The 16,114-nt window shown below is 52.8% G+C and carries 11 protein-coding genes; all 11 read left to right on the plus strand.

Annotated elements, in window-relative coordinates; genetic code table 11:
- Positions 1-33 precede the first annotated feature (33 nt).
- The 11 genes from OIL77_08665 (at position 34) to OIL77_08715 (ending at position 15,310) form a co-directional block, all read left to right on the plus strand.
- Positions 34-978 (plus strand): glycosyltransferase, encoded by a 945-nt coding sequence (locus OIL77_08665; protein ID HJI45470.1) that lies wholly within the window; start codon positions 34-36, stop codon positions 976-978.
- 830 nt (positions 979-1,808) lie between these two features.
- On the plus strand, positions 1,809-3,353 hold the full coding sequence (gene istA, locus OIL77_08670) for an IS21 family transposase (GenBank protein HJI45471.1): 1,545 nt from the start codon (positions 1,809-1,811) through the stop codon (positions 3,351-3,353).
- Positions 3,354-3,355: 2 nt separating this feature from the next.
- The gene (locus tag OIL77_08675) at positions 3,356-4,090 is read left to right on the plus strand and encodes an ATP-binding protein (protein HJI45472.1); all 735 of its coding nucleotides are present in this window, start codon (positions 3,356-3,358) and stop codon (positions 4,088-4,090) included.
- Between the two features lie 246 nt (positions 4,091-4,336).
- Positions 4,337-5,023: a glycosyltransferase family 2 protein gene (locus tag OIL77_08680; protein ID HJI45473.1), complete on the plus strand. Its 687-nt coding sequence runs from the start codon at positions 4,337-4,339 to the stop codon at positions 5,021-5,023.
- On the plus strand, positions 5,020-5,364 hold the full coding sequence (locus OIL77_08685; GenBank protein HJI45474.1) for a DUF2304 domain-containing protein: 345 nt from the start codon (positions 5,020-5,022) through the stop codon (positions 5,362-5,364). Before OIL77_08680 ends, OIL77_08685 begins: the two co-directional genes overlap by 4 nt.
- 250 nt (positions 5,365-5,614) lie before the next feature.
- Complete coding sequence (locus OIL77_08690; GenBank protein ID HJI45475.1) at positions 5,615-7,567, plus strand: DUF2142 domain-containing protein; 1,953 nt, start codon at positions 5,615-5,617, stop codon at positions 7,565-7,567.
- A gap of 1 nt (position 7,568) precedes the next feature.
- Positions 7,569-9,950 carry a glycosyltransferase gene (locus OIL77_08695; protein ID HJI45476.1) on the plus strand — a complete coding sequence of 794 codons (2,382 nt, stop codon included), beginning with the start codon at positions 7,569-7,571 and terminating at the stop codon, positions 9,948-9,950.
- Positions 9,951-9,959: 9 nt separating this feature from the next.
- Entirely contained in the window at positions 9,960-11,525 is a 1,566-nt protein-coding gene (locus tag OIL77_08700) for a hypothetical protein (protein HJI45477.1), read from the plus strand.
- The gene (locus OIL77_08705; protein ID HJI45478.1) at positions 11,525-12,556 is read left to right on the plus strand and encodes a polysaccharide pyruvyl transferase family protein; all 1,032 of its coding nucleotides are present in this window, start codon (positions 11,525-11,527) and stop codon (positions 12,554-12,556) included. Before OIL77_08700 ends, OIL77_08705 begins: the two co-directional genes overlap by 1 nt.
- A 472-nt stretch (positions 12,557-13,028) precedes the next feature.
- On the plus strand, positions 13,029-14,573 hold the full coding sequence (istA, locus tag OIL77_08710) for an IS21 family transposase (GenBank protein HJI45479.1): 1,545 nt from the start codon (positions 13,029-13,031) through the stop codon (positions 14,571-14,573).
- Positions 14,574-14,575: 2 nt separating this feature from the next.
- Positions 14,576-15,310 (plus strand): ATP-binding protein, encoded by a 735-nt coding sequence (locus OIL77_08715; protein HJI45480.1) that lies wholly within the window; start codon positions 14,576-14,578, stop codon positions 15,308-15,310.
- Positions 15,311-16,114: the final 804 nt, after the last annotated feature.

A 16,114-nucleotide genomic window follows, 5' to 3' on the forward strand; every position in this document is an offset into this window, starting at 1 on the left:
CGTTTGCTCCCGCAGCGGTGTTGGAGGTTTTAGTTGACAGATTCACAGTTGGTTTCAGTGCTCATGCCTTGTTATAGGGAGAGCGCCAAAGATTTTACTGAGGCACTAGCGTCTATTTTAAAGCAGACCTATCATCGAATCGAGGTGGTTGTTGTTTTTGATAATCCAGATGACAACACACTTTACGATATTGCTCAAAACTATAGCTCTCATGACAGCAGGATTTGCCTCGTGAGAAATGAACGCAATCTTGGTCTTGCTGCATCTTTGGAAAGGGCGTTCAAGGTCTCACGCGGTCAGTATATCTGCCGAATGGACTCAGATGACATTTCTGAGGCGCAGCGCATTGAACGGCAGTTGTCGTATCTTGAAGAACATGAGCTTGACCTAGTGGGTTCTTATTTGAACGCCATTGACGAAGACGGTAGTCAATTATATCTCGTTGATTCAATTCCAAGTTCGAGTGAAGGCGTTAGGCGTTCTCTTATGATTAGAAATTGCGTACCTCATCCGAGTTGGTTTGGAAGAAGGTCTGTATTTGAAATGGGGTATCGGTCTGTTCCGCTAGCAGAAGATTATGACTTACTGTTGCGTGCCGAGCTGGAAGGGTTCACTATTGGAAATGTTCCAGAGCCGCTCATTCGATACAGAATGACTGTTAATAGCATTTCGCGTAGCAATTTGTATAAACAGTTCGTTGTTTCTCAGTGTTTACGTTCAGCTTTCAAAGAGGGTCGATCACTGGATGTCGATAAGATTGATACAATCGTCGCCGAGCGGTTCGATCGGCGCCGAGCTGAGAACTATCTAAAGGCAAATGCATTATTTAATAATGGGTTGAGAAATATTCATTCTGGTAATCGAGCAAAAGGTATTTTCCAATTGCTTCAAATCCCATTTTGCTCTATGTCGTATTTAATGAATGTCATTAATATGGCGCGTGTGGTTGCAATTAAAACTTTTGAGAAAACCTCGTAGTTGTGCACCTACGCTTAGAGAGACATGGCGTAACCATGCCGTTCGACACTCGTAAGATTGCTAGCTTTGAAATCTAGGGCGAGGTTTGTTGCGGGGTTCTCGATGCCGTGTGCACCATTCGTGGTTGATTTCCGATCTCAGCCGAACACGCTGCGCAGATAGTTCGTATCCGCGGCTAGCCGAACGCCCCCGCGGCCCCCATGGACCCCGGGGGCTCCGTTTCCCCAGTTGAAGGAACGGTGGATATGTGTTCGATAGGTCCGGGGGCCATTCTCCGCCCTCAGTCTGGCACCTCTTTCCAGACTCAGCTGGACGGTCGGTCCGCCTATTCCGTTTTGCCTTTGGGCTAGGCCAGCGGGGCGACGCGCCTCTCTGCGCGTGCCCTCTCGATGAGGCTCGGCGTCAGGTCGAGTCTTCCGATGGGCACGTCCTCCAGGCTGTAGGCGTCTAGCAGCGCCTCCGCATCGCCGCCGAGCATCGCCTTGGAGGCGCGCGGGCGTCCAGCTCCAGCATCTTCTGGCCCGTGTCCCTTTCGTGTCTGGTGAGCCTGCCGTAGACACTCGGGGTTGCCTTCTCGGAACCCTTTTTCTTTTTTCCGGACATGCTGTCCTTCGAGTCCCCGGGGCCAACCGGTTCGGCTCTCAGGGTAACGGGTTCCCACATTCATCCGTCCATGTGAGTCCTAGGCCCTTTCGACACCACCTATATTGCGAATCAGCACCGCCGCCCACCCGACCGAATATTGCCGTTCGGCACCGCCATTAAATGCCTTCCCGCGCATCCCGTTACGCTCGGGCTGCCATGCAGTCCAGAGAACGAGGAGGTTCCACATGGCGAGAAGGATCAGGGCCAGGGAGGTCCTGAGGCTGAGGTCGGTGAACGGGCTTTCGCAGAACGCGATCGCCCGCACCGCCCACGTCTCGAAGCACAGCGTCCAGGACGTGCTGGAAGCCGCGAGGGAGCGGGGCGTCTCCTGGGAGGACGTCGAGGGGATGTCCGAGGAGGCCGCCTACGCGCTGCTGTTCCCCGGCAGGGGCGACGCCGGGCCGGTGCACGCCGACCCCGACTGGGCACGCGTCCACCGCGAGCTCGCGAGGACCGGCGTCACGCTCAAGCTCCTGCACGCGGAGTATGCCGACGGGTGCGCGGAGGCCGGCGCGCCGTCGATGTCCTACGACAGGTTCTGCAAGCGCTACCGCCAGTACACGGTGTCGCGCAACGTGGTGAGCCGCGTCGGGCACAAGGCGGGCAGGAACATGGAGGTCGACTGGTCGGGGCCCACGATGCGGCTCGTGGACCCCGCGACCGGCGAGGTCAGGAAGGTGTACCTGTTCGTGGCCTGCCTCCCGTTCAGCCGGTACAGCTACGTCGAGCCGACGCTCGACATGAAGCAGGATACATGGCTGCTGTGCCACGTGCACGCCTTCTCCTTCCTGGGAGGCGCGACGCCCTGCATCGTCCCCGACAACCTGAGGACCGGCGTCACCGCCCACCCCAGGGCCGGGGAGCCGGTCCTGAACGCGGCCTACGAGGAGCTCGCCGCGCACTACGGCTCCGCCGTGATCCCGGCGAGGGTCAGGAGGCCCCGCGACAAGCCGAGCGCCGAGAACGAGGTCTGGGCCGCCGCGACCTACGTGATAGCGGCGCTTCGCGACGAGGTGTTCGCCGACATGGCGGCCCTCCGCGCCGCCGTCGCCCGGAGGGTCGCGGAGCACAACGACGCGCCGTTCGCCAAGCGCGAGGGCTCGAGGCGCGAGGTGTTCGAGGAGGTCGAGCGCCCGCTGCTGAGGCCCCTACCGGCCGAGCCCTTCGAGGTGTGCGAGTGGGTCTACGGCCGCAAGGTCCAGGCCAACTGCCACGTCGCGTACGCCCGCAACTACTACTCGGTGAGCCACCTGCTCGTCGGCTCGACGGTCGACCTGCGCGTCACCGAGGGCAAGGTGGAGGTCTTCTCCGGCGGCGAGCGCGTGGCCACGCACCCCAGGTTCCCGTCCTACGCGAGGAACCGCTACTCCACGCGCGGCTCGGACATGCCCGAGGGCAGGGCGTGGTCGGACTGGGACGCGCCGCGCATCCGCGCCTGGGCCTCGAGGGTCGGGCCCTCCTGCTCCGAGCTGGTGGACAGGGTGTTCGCCTGCTACGAGTTCGACGAGCAGGGCTTCAACGCCGCGCTCGCCGTGCTCAGGCTGTCCAGGCGCTACACCCCGGCGAGGCTCGAGCGGGCGTGCGGGATGGCGCTCGCGACCGGGAAGAGGTCGCCGCGCTACCGCGACGTCGAGCCCGTGCTGAGGTCGGGGCAGGACAGGGCGCCAGCCGGCGAGGCGTCCGGGGACTGCGGCTACGTGCGCGGCGCCGGCTTCTACGGGGAGGAGTGAGCATGGACGTCAACGCGGAGACCGCCCGCAAGCTCAGGGAGATGGGGGCGGCCGAGCTGCTCGCCGCCCTCTCCGCCCAGGACGAGGCCGTGTGCGCCGGGATGGCGTTCGCCGAGCGCGTCCAGATGGCGGTGGACGAGGCGCACTCCGACTTCATCACGCAGAAGGTCCGCAACCTGACGAGGAGGGCCGGCCTCAGGTACCCCGAGGCCGACGTCCGCTCGGTCGACTTCTTCGAGGGCCGCGGCCTCGACAGGGTGGCGGTGGCCGAGCTCGCGACCTGCGGGTTCGTCGGGCGCGGCGAGAACGTGGTTCTCCAGGGCCTCACCGGCACGGGCAAGACCTACCTGGCCTGCGCGCTCGCGAAGGCCGCCTGCGCCAGGAGGGTGAGGTCGTGCTACGTCCGCCAGCCCGACCTCGAGGACCTCTGGCGCGAGAGCCGTGACCGGCCCGGCGGCGAGCGCAAGCTCGTCCGCAAGTACGGGGCGTTCGGCCTGCTCGTGATAGACGAGTGGCTGCTCGACAGGCCGGACACCGAGTTCAGGTCGATGCTGCTGGAGCTGATGGAGCTGAGGTACGGCACGGCCTCGACCGTATTCTGCACCCAGTTCAAGAAGAAGGACTGGCACCCGAGGCTCGGCGGCGGGGTGCATGCCGACGCCATCATGGACAGGATCGTGCACAACGCGGTCTGGGTCGACATGGGCGAGGCCAACATGCGGCAGCGCCGCGGATAGACCGGTAGCAATAAAAAAGCACCGGGGCCAGTGTCGGCCCCGGTGCCCAAGCGCGATATCGGCGGTGCTGTTTCGCGATATTCAACAGTGCTCAAGCGAGCAAATACTCAGTCCATGTACGGATGAATGTGGGAAGTGTTCTGATTAAGTTGATAATCAAGGGTGCACCATTCGTTGTGTCTATTTAACCATTTGTATATCTCTCGCTATAATAATGAGAAAAACTAGAGATCGGTTTATGTGTATATGACACCCAAAACTCTTATCGCTATTCCTGCTTATAATGAGGAGGAATGCATAGAAAAGACGATATGCGAGCTCAGGCAAATTGCACCTGAGTTTGATTTTGTTGTTATCAATGATGGGTCTCGAGATCGAACGCTAGCTATCTGCAAGGATCTTGGTTGTGACATCATTGATATGCCCATTAACTGTGGTTTGACCGTTGGGTTTCAGACGGCTGCGCGTTATGCGGTTGATCATGGATATGACTATATGGTTCAGTTTGATGCTGACGGCCAGCATTGTCCGGAATATATAAAGGTCCTTGTTGATAGGGCTCAATCTGATGGATCAGATATTGTCATTGGCTCTAGGTTTGTAAGCGTGCGCAAAGACAAGACGCTTCGCATGATCGGCTCGCGTATGATTACGGTGCTAATAAAGATTCTGACAGGCAAGAGGATCAGTGACCCAACGTCTGGATTTAGGCTATTTGGGCGGGATATTCTTAAGAAATACTATTACGACAATACCTTAAATCCGGAACCAGAATCTCTCGCTCTCTTTTTGAAGCAAGGGTATTCCATTTCAGAGGTACAGGTTAAGATGCGCGAGCGTCAAGGTGGCGAGAGCTATCTTAACCCTGTTAGGTCTATGCAGTATATGGTTCGTGTTTTCGTTACGCTCCTTGTCGTTCAGTGGTTTAGGTGATCCATTTGCCGGTCTCTCTTCGTATTTTGCTTCTTGTTTGCGCTGTTTTGGTATTCGTGTTCGTATTGCGCAAATTAAAAAAATCCCAAATGCAAGTTTTGGATTCTCTGTTTTGGCTGCTATTCAGCGTCAGTTTTGTAATTTTGGGCGTTTTTCCACAAGTTGCAATGTGGCTTTCAAGTCTATTTGGTTTCATGTCGGCTTCTAACTTCGTGTTCCTTTACGTTATTGCCGTTCTTGTGGTCCGTGATTTCTGTAATTCTCTTCGCCTCTCTCGACAGGAAGAGCGTTTAAACTCGCTTGTTCAGGCTGTTGCGTTAAGTAGGGAGAAGGAAAAGTAGGCTATGCGTTTCGCTTTAGCGTATAAATCATCTCGATGTGAATGTCCCTACTTATATTACTTTCAACAGTTGTGAACAGTGCTTGGTGCCCATACTTGTCATCCAGACGACTGGGAACGATTCTTCTAGGGCCCTTGCAGCTTGATTTGGATAAAGGTGAATTAGCTCCGTGTTGTCTCGATGCGTAAACCAAAAGCAAATAATGAAAGCCGTCTTCGTTGCTCTTCTCTTTATTGTCGAGCTTCTGTGCATGAAGCACTTTTATGCGAACCACTCTGTCTCACAGCTGTTTGTTTTAGCGCTCTATTGCGTCGTTGTAGATGTTGCCATTTGGCAATCATATTGTGTCTTCCTTTCCTCAGATGATGAAAAAAAGCGTGACAACTGTTCTGGTCGCTGCGCTCAATTATTAGTCCTGTTGCTTGCGGCATTTGCTGTGGCGGTCATCTGGGAGGGCTGTACCGTTCTTGGCTCGCCGGCTTCTCATTTCTCGAATATTGCTGACTGGAATAAAAAGCGGCTCATATTCTTTTTTCTGATTTCCTATTGCGCAATACTCAATTTATTCCAAAGCGGCTTTTCTCTGAAAGCGTTGTTCCATTCTGCTTCGGCGAGGGTCAAGGCTACCGACTACGTTTCCCTGCTGATTATCGCATTCTTTATTGTTTTTGGCTGCTCTACGATTGCATTCGTGAATGGGTTCATTAATGCTGTTGTTTATTTCCTGCTGGTAGTCATAACTTCGGTTTTCACGGCTTGCTCGGGCATTCGAAAGAGAAACTCTGCCCTTCCTGTTGCTTTCTTTATCGCTGCATTCTCAATTGGTGTTTTCCTTGTGGTGAGCACTCCGATAACGACGGGTATTTCATGGGATGATCAAATTCACTATTCCAATGCCCTTTCGACATCTTATTTATTTGAAACTCAAAAAACTGATACGGATATTAAATTTACTGACGAAGCGGTCCGTCGTGCACAGGGCTATGAAGAGCCCTCTCTTTCCCATTTTGATCGAGCGGAAATTCTTGAGCATGCTAGGCAGTTGAATGGCTCCTATAGATCTGATATCGCTTCTGGTCATGTGCAAGTTAACAAGCATGAAGAATTCGTTTATACGCTTAGCAGCATTGGGTATATTCCATCGGCAATTGGCCTTTGGCTCGCTCGCCTTCTGCATTTCGATTTTTCTTCTATGATTCAATTCGCTCGGATTTGCAATTTATTTAGTTACTGTCTTGCAATTGCCATTGCAATCAAGGTTACGCCCTCAAAAAAGGGACTATTTGCTTTTGTGGGAATGCTGCCAACTTCGATCTTTCTTGCGTCATGTTTCTCTTATGATGCATGGCTCATTTCGTTTATCATTCTCGGTTTTGCTTATTTTTTGAGGTATGCATGGGGTGATTTAAATGAATTTACAGTTCGCAATATAGCACTCGCATTTTTATTTACCTTTTTAGGACTCGCAGTCAAAGCTGTGTATTTTCCGATAATCGGTCTTTTCTTTATGGTTCCGCGTAATCGTTTTGCGGGCTCGAAGCAACGAGTTCATTACTATGCCGCCGTGTTTGTTTTGGGCTTGATTGCTTTTGCCTCATTTGCGCTTCCGTTCTTGTTTTCAACGGCCAGCGGATCTAACGTTGGCGATATGCGAGGCGGCTCCGATGTTAACTCTGGTCAGCAAATCGCTTTCATTCTCGCCGATCCATTGCGCTACGCGGAAATACTCGCCAATTATTTTTCAACTTATTATTTAAATCCGATAACCTCTTCTGGATATGCATTGAACTTTGCATACCTTGGATCGCTTGCTGCTCAGATTTCTGTAAATGCAATCCGTGGGTTGGTTCAGGTGCTTCCAGCTGTTTGCCTATTGTTGTTTGGGCTTTTTTCGGCCGATTCGATTAGCGTGAATCATATTGGTCTCGCACAATTTCTTTGGGCCTCATTTGTGTTTTTGTTTACGGTGATTTTGGTCGCTACAGCACTTTATGTATCGTTTACCCCCGTTGGCTTGGGGATGGTTAATGGTTGTCAGAGTCGTTACCTTTTGCCACTCCTGGTTCCTTGCCTCTCGTTTATTCTTAACCAGGATCGCTTGGTCTATGGGGATGGTAAACGATTCGTTTTAGTGTGCCTCGTATTGCCGTTTGTTCTGGCTGCGATTTGCGAGTTTGTATTAATTGTTGGAAAGTGTTGCTGATATGGGCATAGTTTTTAATACCGAATTTAACAATAAGCTAAATTGCCGTGGCGACGGCAAGCTATATCTACTGTATGAAGCCGCATCCGTTTTTCCTGATGCTGTTGAGTCGAAATCACCCAATGGGCAAATTCTGCCCGCAAGAATCATTCCTTTTTCAGAGACTGAATTTGTTGTTGTTCTTGCCGATTTTGGTGTCGACCAATCGCTGTCTTTCTTTAGCGGAGATAGTGTAATTTACCAGCGCCGCATCAATCCTGGCAAGTTTTCGATTGAGTCGAAAGTTAACGGCTTGCTGCGCGCGGAGCATTGTGGACAATTTCGCAATATTGACCGTTCTGGCGTGCATGCGCTCGCTTCTATCCAAATTGAGAGCTTTATTCCCTGCGTTGATGGCGTAATCGTTAGAGGTGTTCTTTCAGGTACTGATTGCCTTGAGGGTGATCGTATTGTCGCTTTTAATGAAGAAGCCTGCGTTATTGGCGAATCTTTGTTATTTAATAACTTAATAGCCGATGCGAATCCTGGTTTAATAAATTTCTCTCTTCATATTCCTAAGGTCGGGGATAGCCTGTGCATTTGCATGCACAGGGCTTCTGGTCATCTAGATACGTTTATCAATCTAAAGAAAGATATGCTTAAGGAGCTTTTGGATGAGGCTGATCGGGACCATGCGTGCGCATTCGATCAACCCCGTTATTTGTCCTGGTTTTCTGGGCGCAGATTGACTGGATCCGATTCGCGGGCACAAGCACAAATAAAACTTGCATACCAGCCCTTGTTTTCAATCATCGTTCCTCTATATAAGACTCCCTTGAATTTCTTCAGGGATATGGCTGATTCTGTGATTGCTCAGACGTATTCGAATTGGGAACTCATCCTGGTTAACTCTACGCCAGATTACGATGGCCTTAGCGATTTGGTCTCCGAGTATGTGACTGCAGACTCTAGAATTAAAGTTACTGATCTTGAGGGCAATCTAGGTATCACTGAGAACACCAATGTCGGAATCAAGATGGCCAAGGGAGACTACCTTTGCTTTTTCGATCATGATGATGTTCTCGAACCGAATATCTTGTTTGAGTATGCACACGCTCTAAATCAAAATTCGGATATTAATCTTCTCTACTGTGATGAAGATAAGCTATTGCCTGATGGGTCCTTGGCTCATCCTACTTTTAAGCCGGATTTTAGTCTTGATATGGCTCGAGACAATAATTATATTTGCCACCTTCTTACTATTAAGAGGGCATGTTTAGACAGAATTGACCTTTCTAACAGCGAGTTGGATGGCGCCCAGGACCATGCCATGGTGCTGAAGATTGCCGAACTTGGTGGGACGATCCATCACGTTCCTAAAATCTTGTATCACTGGAGAATAAGCGAGAATTCGACTGCGGGTAATTCCGATAGTAAACCCTATGCAACCCTCGCTGGAATAAAAGCTGTTCAGGAGCACCTTGATAGATGCGGTATCAAGGCGACTGTGGTCAATTCTCATAATCGTGCTTTTCGTTATAGCCCCATTTATGATGTTCCTTCATCTGAGTCCTGTTCATTAATCGTTACCACCCGCGGCAATTCTTCGGTTCTTTCGACTCTTGTATCTTCAATCAATGACACCGATTTTGATGATCTTGAAGTCGTTTTCGTGTGCTCGCAGGAAGCGGAAGCTGCTGTTAAGCAATCGAGCTCTGGACTTCGTTGCCGCTATATCGTTCACGCGCTTGATGACCCCTTTAATATATCTGTGTGGAGAAATGCCGGTGCTCTCGCCGCGCGTGGCGAGCAACTCGTCTTTATTCATGACGATATTCAGGCACTAGACTCCTCGTGGCTAAAGACTCTCGTCGGTTTTTCTCAGCGAGAGGATGTTGGCGTCGTTGGAACAATGACGTGCGATCTTGACGGCATTGTGCAGCAGGCAGGCCTGTCTTATGTTGGAGAATCAATCGTCAACCTGTCGCAAGGCATTCATCGCTCTTCTCCTGGCTATATCTATATGCCATTGACCGTAAGGGATGTATCGGCGGTGAGTGGTGTCTGTTTAGCTATTTCACGCGAACATTTTAATCGTCTGGGTGGTTTTGATGAGTCGTATCTTCTTGACTATTCGGATGTTGATATTTGCTTCAAGTCTTCTCAAGCTGGGTTAAAAGTGATCTATACACCAGAGGCATGTCTCTACCATATGGCATGTGTTGACAAATCCCTTGATAGTAAATCTCGCTCTCATAAGCATTTTGAGGATAAGGCACAATTATTGCATAACTGGTCCGAGCGTTTCTCTGAGGGAGATCCATGGTTCTCCGTTAACTTTTCTCGAGATCCCAAGCGCGCAGCGTTATATAAGTTCGATCCTTTTGACTACGAAGCGATTTGAGTGCTTTAAATGAAACAAATTGCCTGGATAATATCTCCGCCGGCAAAGGGTTCTGGCGGCTTTCGAACCATCTGCAGCAAGGCTTCCTTTCTAGATTCTCGCGGATATGAGAACTACTTTTACATTATGCCGGGCTGTGAAGCATACAAAAGTGCTCATAGAGTTCAGACCGAAATAAAGGATTGGTTTGGTTATTCGCCTAAAGAAGTTCGTGTGGCTCCGAGTGTGCCCGAGGATTTTTTTGCAGTAATCGCCACCGCTTGGAATACGGCGCACTTTGCATCTATGCAGAAGTGCACCCATAAGTTCTACTTCATTCAGGATTTTGAACCTTGGTTCTATCCGATGGGGGAGATGTATCTAAATGCCGAAGCAAGTTATCGTTATGAACTAAACCCCATAACAATAGGCAGATGGCTTTCTAAAAAAGTTGAACCCTATTATTCGCATGAAGTCCCATATTGTGATTTTGGCGTTAGCGATATATATACTGCGCAGGAACAAAATCTAAGCAGAGAGTATGCCGTCTGTGCTATTTATCAATCCAATAAGGATCGGCGTTTGTCTGGCATGTTGCTTGATGCAATTAAATTGCTTCTCAAGCTAGACGATGCAGTTGTCGTATATTTATACGGCGAAGACGCAATGCCTCCCATTCGTGATCCACGTGTACGCAGCCTCGGCATCTTGACCGCTGATGAATGCGCCTCGCTTTATGCCAAGTGTGTTGCCGGCGTATCGTTGAGCGTGACTAATCCCTCTCGCCTGCCTTTCGAAATGCTTGCATCGAAGCTCTCGGTAATTGAAATAAACCGTGAGAATAATCTACTCGACTTTCCGGAGGGCACCATCCACCTCGCTGAGCCCTCTGCTTGCGGCATTGCTTCTTCTATTCTTGAGGCTCTTTCAGGCTCAAAATGCGATTCGCCTAATCGATTTAGCTGCACGTCGATTGAGCGTGAAAATGAAATGTTCTTCGAGGCCTTTACACGTTATCTGAATGAAGAGCCATCCTTGGTTAGCGGGAAGTCCGCCTTCGGGAATGTGCTAAAAACCGAAGAACTAAGTAAGGTCTTCTTGCTCAGCGATCATCTCGCTGATGCTCGATTGCGATCGTCTGCCATGTCTCAAACGCTCATTCAAGCTTCTTCTGTTGATTTGACTGTGCGTTTTGAGTCGTCTTTGATGCCTGTGGATGTTCGCGCGGCAGTTTGGTGTGCCCTTGATCAGTCTGATATTCGCTGGATTAGTCTTGAATCTAGGGACGGTCTTTTTGCGGGGCATGTTCCGCTGTTTTTAAATGATGATGAAGAGGCCTATCTTCGCATTCATATATACTCTTTTGCGGAAGACGGCAAGAATCCGCTTTGTGTCGCCGAGCTAAGCCAACTAGTCTGTCTTTCGCCTTCTCGCAACGCTCATCCTGTTGTTCGTTCGGTTGAAAGTGGCGCATGCAGCGTGTCTGCCGTTTTTAACCTATCTGATGATTATTGTGAACCGTTTCAGCCTTCTGCTTCGACGGGCGTCGAAGGCGGTCACGGTGCTCTACTCAAACGTTTATTTCGGAGAAACTAATGGCGCGCTTTAACCAATGGACTCAGCTACTTAAAGCCTCTGCGACATCGCGCAGGCACGATGAAAAATCCGATGGTGTTAAGCAAGAACGCTATCTCCTTTTGGATACGGCTATGGGAAGCGAGAACTCTGGTGACCATGTGATCATGGATGCCTGTGGCTGTATCGCGGATCAAATCTTTGGCGGTGCGTTGCCCCATGTGGCAACGCACTATTATTCCAAAGAGCTTGAAATGTATCCTGAATACGTAAAGCTGTTGTGCGGCACCAATATTCTGTATACGCATATGGCTGATCAGCAGCAATGGGCGCTTGCCAAGCGGTTGGGCAATAATAGAAATGTTGTTTTGTTCGGCGTGGGCATGTCTGATATTGGGGTGGACGATGCTATCGACGCCTATACAAAGAAGTTCTATAAAACCTTGCTATCCGATGAATATCTTCATAGTGTTCGAGATGAAATGACTAAGAAGAGGCTTAACTCTATTGGCATAGAGAATGTTCTTAATACCGCATGTCCGACCATGTGGTCGTTAACCCCATCTAGGCAACTCGAGATATCCTCTAAGCGTTCTAAAAACGTTGTTACGTCAATTACCGATTATTGTTTCGATGCGGAACGTGACCGTAAGATGCTGGAATTGCTGTCGTCGGAATACGAAAATGTAACGATTTGGATTCAAGGAAGCCATGATGTTGATTGGTGTCTTGATCAAATAGTCGATCTGAAGCAATTTAATGTCATAGGCCCCAATATCGAAGAGCTTAATCGTGTAATTGAAACCGAGGAGTTTGATTATGTGGGGACGCGTCTCCATGCGGGCATCCGCTGTTTAAATGGAGGACATCGCTCTCTAATTATTGCAATTGATAATCGAGCCCGCCAGATCGGTGAAGACACGGGACTTCCCGTTCTTGAACGCGAGGACGGCTATCTCCATAAATTAGCTGATTGGGTAAACCATCCCGTTAAAACTGAGATTAATCTTCCCTGGACGAGCATCGATAAATGGAAGAAACAGTTTAATTAGCTGTATTCCTTGGCTATTGCTTTCCCTATTTCTTATCGTGTGGTGCCTTTGGCGTTTCTCCGATTATCCAACCCATATTTGTGGCTCGAATTAGATTCGTCAACATATAGGCGACTGATCCAAATCCAATCAGGTTAATTGCTGCCATCGCCATTGGGGCTATGTTGGGCCAGTAGGTAAAAGAAATGTAAACCAGTGGAGAATGAAAAAGATATATTCCCATACTGTTTTTGCTAATCTTTTCGGTTAGTAGGTTTGCCTTTTGGGGGATGACACAATAAATTGATGCAAGCGCCATGCAAGTAAGGGCGGTGGAAGTGAGTCCTAGGCCCTTTCGACACCACCTATATTGCGAATCAGCACCGCCGCCCACCCGACCGAATATTGCCGTTCGGCACCGCCATTAAATGCCTTCCCGCGCATCCCGTTACGCTCGGGCTGCCATGCAGTCCAGAGAACGAGGAGGTTCCACATGGCGAGAAGGATCAGGGCCAGGGAGGTCCTGAGGCTGAGGTCGGTGAACGGGCTTTCGCAGAACGCGATCGCCCGCACCGCCCACGTCTCGAAGCACAGCGTCCAGGACGTGCTGGAAGCCGCGAGGGAGCGGGGCGTCTCCTGGGAGGACGTCGAGGGGATGTCCGAGGAGGCCGCCTACGCGCTGCTGTTCCCCGGCAGGGGCGACGCCGGGCCGGTGCACGCCGACCCCGACTGGGCACGCGTCCACCGCGAGCTCGCGAGGACCGGCGTCACGCTCAAGCTCCTGCACGCGGAGTATGCCGACGGGTGCGCGGAGGCCGGCGCGCCGTCGATGTCCTACGACAGGTTCTGCAAGCGCTACCGCCAGTACACGGTGTCGCGCAACGTGGTGAGCCGCGTCGGGCACAAGGCGGGCAGGAACATGGAGGTCGACTGGTCGGGGCCCACGATGCGGCTCGTGGACCCCGCGACCGGCGAGGTCAGGAAGGTGTACCTGTTCGTGGCCTGCCTCCCGTTCAGCCGGTACAGCTACGTCGAGCCGACGCTCGACATGAAGCAGGATACATGGCTGCTGTGCCACGTGCACGCCTTCTCCTTCCTGGGAGGCGCGACGCCCTGCATCGTCCCCGACAACCTGAGGACCGGCGTCACCGCCCACCCCAGGGCCGGGGAGCCGGTCCTGAACGCGGCCTACGAGGAGCTCGCCGCGCACTACGGCTCCGCCGTGATCCCGGCGAGGGTCAGGAGGCCCCGCGACAAGCCGAGCGCCGAGAACGAGGTCTGGGCCGCCGCGACCTACGTGATAGCGGCGCTTCGCGACGAGGTGTTCGCCGACATGGCGGCCCTCCGCGCCGCCGTCGCCCGGAGGGTCGCGGAGCACAACGACGCGCCGTTCGCCAAGCGCGAGGGCTCGAGGCGCGAGGTGTTCGAGGAGGTCGAGCGCCCGCTGCTGAGGCCCCTACCGGCCGAGCCCTTCGAGGTGTGCGAGTGGGTCTACGGCCGCAAGGTCCAGGCCAACTGCCACGTCGCGTACGCCCGCAACTACTACTCGGTGAGCCACCTGCTCGTCGGCTCGACGGTCGACCTGCGCGTCACCGAGGGCAAGGTGGAGGTCTTCTCCGGCGGCGAGCGCGTGGCCACGCACCCCAGGTTCCCGTCCTACGCGAGGAACCGCTACTCCACGCGCGGCTCGGACATGCCCGAGGGCAGGGCGTGGTCGGACTGGGACGCGCCGCGCATCCGCGCCTGGGCCTCGAGGGTCGGGCCCTCCTGCTCCGAGCTGGTGGACAGGGTGTTCGCCTGCTACGAGTTCGACGAGCAGGGCTTCAACGCCGCGCTCGCCGTGCTCAGGCTGTCCAGGCGCTACACCCCGGCGAGGCTCGAGCGGGCGTGCGGGATGGCGCTCGCGACCGGGAAGAGGTCGCCGCGCTACCGCGACGTCGAGCCCGTGCTGAGGTCGGGGCAGGACAGGGCGCCAGCCGGCGAGGCGTCCGGGGACTGCGGCTACGTGCGCGGCGCCGGCTTCTACGGGGAGGAGTGAGCATGGACGTCAACGCGGAGACCGCCCGCAAGCTCAGGGAGATGGGGGCGGCCGAGCTGCTCGCCGCCCTCTCCGCCCAGGACGAGGCCGTGTGCGCCGGGATGGCGTTCGCCGAGCGCGTCCAGATGGCGGTGGACGAGGCGCACTCCGACTTCATCACGCAGAAGGTCCGCAACCTGACGAGGAGGGCCGGCCTCAGGTACCCCGAGGCCGACGTCCGCTCGGTCGACTTCTTCGAGGGCCGCGGCCTCGACAGGGTGGCGGTGGCCGAGCTCGCGACCTGCGGGTTCGTCGGGCGCGGCGAGAACGTGGTTCTCCAGGGCCTCACCGGCACGGGCAAGACCTACCTGGCCTGCGCGCTCGCGAAGGCCGCCTGCGCCAGGAGGGTGAGGTCGTGCTACGTCCGCCAGCCCGACCTCGAGGACCTCTGGCGCGAGAGCCGTGACCGGCCCGGCGGCGAGCGCAAGCTCGTCCGCAAGTACGGGGCGTTCGGCCTGCTCGTGATAGACGAGTGGCTGCTCGACAGGCCGGACACCGAGTTCAGGTCGATGCTGCTGGAGCTGATGGAGCTGAGGTACGGCACGGCCTCGACCGTATTCTGCACCCAGTTCAAGAAGAAGGACTGGCACCCGAGGCTCGGCGGCGGGGTGCATGCCGACGCCATCATGGACAGGATCGTGCACAACGCGGTCTGGGTCGACATGGGCGAGGCCAACATGCGGCAGCGCCGCGGATAGACCGGTAGCAATAAAAAAGCACCGGGGCCAGTGTCGGCCCCGGTGCCCAAGCGCGATATCGGCGGTGCTGTTTCGCGATATTCAACAGTGCTCAAGCGAGCAAATACTCATGGAAGCAATGGGGGGCACCACTTGTTTTAGTAAGTTTACAAGGAATAATAGTATTAGGACTATTGATATGCTTTTACGCCTTTTATAGCTCTCGAACCATTTGTTTGCTTCCAAGTAGTGGATTGTTAGGCCAAGCGCAAACCATATTGCATTTGCTTCTGCCAAATTGATATATCTGTTCGCTGATGGTATTCCAAAATGGTAAAGATAAATTGAAGCGCCGAAAACTATCGGAACCTTAAAACTTGTTAGAGGGCTCTTTTCGAGTATTTGAAAGATGCACGACGTGGCTGCTGTAATGAAAAAAAGAGTCGGGAGAAACCAAAGGTGACCGTTGTCTTCGCCCAACAGAATTGATTTAAAGATGATGTGCGGTACAGTTAGGCCATTGTAATAGGGATACTTAACGAGCATCCTGATGGGGAAGAGCCAACATATTCCAATCATGATATAGGGGATAATTAAGCGTTGGGCTTTTTTAATGATCTGACTGATAAAATCGCTTGATCGATTCCAGCTCCATAAAAAACAAAAGCCAGACAACGAAAAGAACAAGGGCATCTGGATTCCGTTTATTAAGAATTTGAGATTATCCAACAGAATTGATTTTTGTTCAGTTGGATAATATCCCCACGCACTTGAATACAGAATAATGCTGTGGCCTAGGACTACAAGGAATATTGCAAGGGCCCT

This window comes from Coriobacteriaceae bacterium (genome assembly GCA_025993015.1).
Taxonomy (GTDB): domain Bacteria; phylum Actinomycetota; class Coriobacteriia; order Coriobacteriales; family Coriobacteriaceae; genus Collinsella.

What these genes read in the sequence shown, in the direction of transcription:
- istA (HJI45471.1), top strand. Translation starts at nt 1,809, where the DNA reads ATGGCGAGAAGGATCAGGGCCAGGGAGGTCCTGAGGCTGAGGTCGGTG.
- OIL77_08675 (HJI45472.1), top strand. Translation starts at nt 3,356, where the DNA reads ATGGACGTCAACGCGGAGACCGCCCGCAAGCTCAGGGAGATGGGGGCG.
- OIL77_08680 (HJI45473.1), top strand. Translation starts at nt 4,337, where the DNA reads ATGACACCCAAAACTCTTATCGCTATTCCTGCTTATAATGAGGAGGAA.
- OIL77_08690 (HJI45475.1), top strand. Translation starts at nt 5,615, where the DNA reads ATGAAGCACTTTTATGCGAACCACTCTGTCTCACAGCTGTTTGTTTTA.
- OIL77_08695 (HJI45476.1), top strand. Translation starts at nt 7,569, where the DNA reads ATGGGCATAGTTTTTAATACCGAATTTAACAATAAGCTAAATTGCCGT.
- OIL77_08700 (HJI45477.1), top strand. Translation starts at nt 9,960, where the DNA reads ATGAAACAAATTGCCTGGATAATATCTCCGCCGGCAAAGGGTTCTGGC.
- OIL77_08705 (HJI45478.1), top strand. Translation starts at nt 11,525, where the DNA reads ATGGCGCGCTTTAACCAATGGACTCAGCTACTTAAAGCCTCTGCGACA.
- istA (HJI45479.1), top strand. Translation starts at nt 13,029, where the DNA reads ATGGCGAGAAGGATCAGGGCCAGGGAGGTCCTGAGGCTGAGGTCGGTG.
- OIL77_08715 (HJI45480.1), top strand. Translation starts at nt 14,576, where the DNA reads ATGGACGTCAACGCGGAGACCGCCCGCAAGCTCAGGGAGATGGGGGCG.